The organism is Paenibacillus sp. FSL R7-277, assembly GCF_000517965.1.
Taxonomy (GTDB): domain Bacteria; phylum Bacillota; class Bacilli; order Paenibacillales; family Paenibacillaceae; genus Paenibacillus_AQ; species Paenibacillus_AQ silagei.
In genome coordinates, this window is the sequence record NZ_ASPX01000117.1 from 1 (window position 1) to 1,493 (window position 1,493).

Sequence of the window (1,493 nt, forward strand, 5' to 3'; positions counted from 1 at the left end):
CGAAGAAGCAACTTAATGATCATAACACATTTTCATAAGATATACAACCATTAATTTATTAAAGAAGAAAGTGGTGACTCGTATGGGATACTCTCCACTCCGTTACGAGATTGCGAAGTATTCCTTACGAAGCGTATGCTTCAACGAACCCAGGGAATTCTCATCCCATAATTCAAAGAAGAAAGTGGTGACTCGTATGGGATTCGAACCCATGTTACCTCCGTGAAAGGGAGGTGTCTTAACCCCTTGACCAACGAGCCAGATAAGCAAACAATCTTTCGACAACAAAAAATATTATATCAGATAAAATAGATTAATACAATAGAAATATTATTATTCTATTCATTACTTAGCGGATTCTCCACCAAAGCCATAATAATCTCGGCAACCACGGAAATAGACTTATGTTCAGTATCTACATCACATGCAAAGAGTTTATTCTCATGCCCTCTAAGACATCTCTCCATCTGTAAAGCGCCCCACAAGGACTCCTGCCTTCATCACGGCTCTCCAGTCAACTGTATAGAGTCTCAGAGGAAGCAGACAAGGTTAAAATGACGGACATCTCGTCCCTCGCGTCTCAGCCTGCCCACAATCTCTATGAAATACTCTTCTTCCACTAGTACTGCATTAGATTAAAAATAGTGGAACAGACGCAATTCCTCTTCAAATTACTTCTTTTTTCCAATCGGGAGTTGTTCTTCAGGGGCGTTTGGCTTAGCGTAACGGACTGAGGTGCTCTTATTTGGGAAGAAAGTCGTCAATTGGGCGAGTAACGGACTCCACAGGCCTTATCCTTTGCACTTCAGCTCCGAAACATCTCATAGAGAGACGATAAGGTCGCCTGAGTCCGTTAAGCTGCAAAAAGTGGCGTTTTCGCGGGGATAAGATCTCTCCGGTCCGTTAGATTTTGGGTTGATAAGGTTTAACAAGCTTATTCATCCTTTTCATCCTTTTAGATCTGATGAGGTACTAGTGTCATAGGTAAAGCTTCCGCCATAGCCTGAATCCAGGTATACCAGCATCGAATAGATAAAGTCACGCAACAAAAAACCACCATTTATAATCAACAGTGGTCTTAAGTGCTTGGCAACGTCCTACTCTCCCAGGACCCTTCGGTCCAAGTACCATCGGCGCTGGAGGGCTTAACGGTCGTGTTCGGGATGGGTACGTGTGGAACCCCTCCGCTATCGCCACCAAACGGGCATTTGAATATCAAATGCTATTATTCAGGTCTCAGCATCGCCAAATGCTGAAAACAAATCTTCTTTACAGAGCTACTTGAGCTCCATAAATTACAATTTGATTCCTGAAAACTGAATCCGAAACAAAATTTGCGTTTGCCCTTGTTACGGGGCCCCCGGAAAGTATTCGGAATCCGCTTCGTCAGCTTCATCTTCACTTTTTGGGGTAACTTTTGGATAAGCCCTCGACCGATTAGTATTGGTCAGCTCCATGCATTGCTGCACTTCCACCTCCAACCTATCTACCTC

The 1,493-nt window shown here is 43.5% G+C and carries 1 tRNA gene and 1 rRNA gene; both read right to left on the reverse strand.

The features are described from left to right. Positions 1-185: 185 nt before the first annotated feature. Positions 186-260 (reverse strand) — tRNA-Glu (locus C173_RS30520). Between the two features lie 824 nt (positions 261-1,084). Then, positions 1,085-1,201 (reverse strand): 5S ribosomal RNA (gene rrf, locus C173_RS30525). Positions 1,202-1,493: the final 292 nt, after the last annotated feature.